Source organism: Streptomyces capoamus, assembly GCF_014654935.1.
GTDB classification, from domain to species: Bacteria; Actinomycetota; Actinomycetes; order Streptomycetales; family Streptomycetaceae; genus Streptomyces; species Streptomyces capoamus.
The window spans coordinates 1-654 of sequence record NZ_BNBF01000087.1 but is presented as its reverse complement, the minus strand read 5'-3'; the positions used below and the strand labels follow the sequence as shown (position 1 = coordinate 654).

The window sequence follows — 654 nt, the reverse complement described above, 5'->3', positions numbered from 1 at the left end:
GGTCGACGATTTCAACCCCTGGTCGACCATTCCTCGAACCCGATAGATTTTCATCGCCCATTCATCGTCCTGGTCGAGGGTTCCGCCGTCCTGGTCGACGAATTCTCGGACCCGGTCGACGATTTCAACTCCTGGTCGACAAATCCTCGACCACTCCTCGTCCTGGTCGACGAATTCTCGGACCCGGTCGACGATTTCAACTTCTGGTCGACCATTCCTCTATCCCGATAGATTTTCATCGCCCATTCATCGTCCTGGTCGAGCATTCCGCCGTCCTGGTCGACGAATCCTCGGACCCGGTCGACGATTCCTCGTCCTGGTCGACAAACCCTCGACCACTCCTCGGACACGGTCGATGAAGTCTCGGACCTGGTCGACGATTTCAACCCCCGGTCGACCATTCCTCGAACCCGATAGATTTTCATCGCCCATTCATCGTCCTGGTCGACGATTCCTCGGACCCGGTCGATGAAGTCTCGGACCTGGTCGACGATTTCAACCCCTGGTCGGCAAATCCTCGGACCCGGTCGACGATTCCTCGTCCTGGTCGACAAACCCTCGACAACTCCTCGGACACGGTCGATGAAGTCTCGGACCTGGTCGACGATTTCAACCCCTGGTCGACCATTCCTCGAACCCGATAGATTTTCATCG

At 57.0% G+C, this 654-nt stretch carries 1 protein-coding gene; it reads left to right on the top strand.

What is annotated here, in order from left to right:
* The coding region (locus IE312_RS44830; protein WP_229900949.1) for a hypothetical protein at positions 1-231 on the top strand (231 nt) is incomplete at its 5' end.
* Positions 232-654 lie beyond the last annotated feature (423 nt).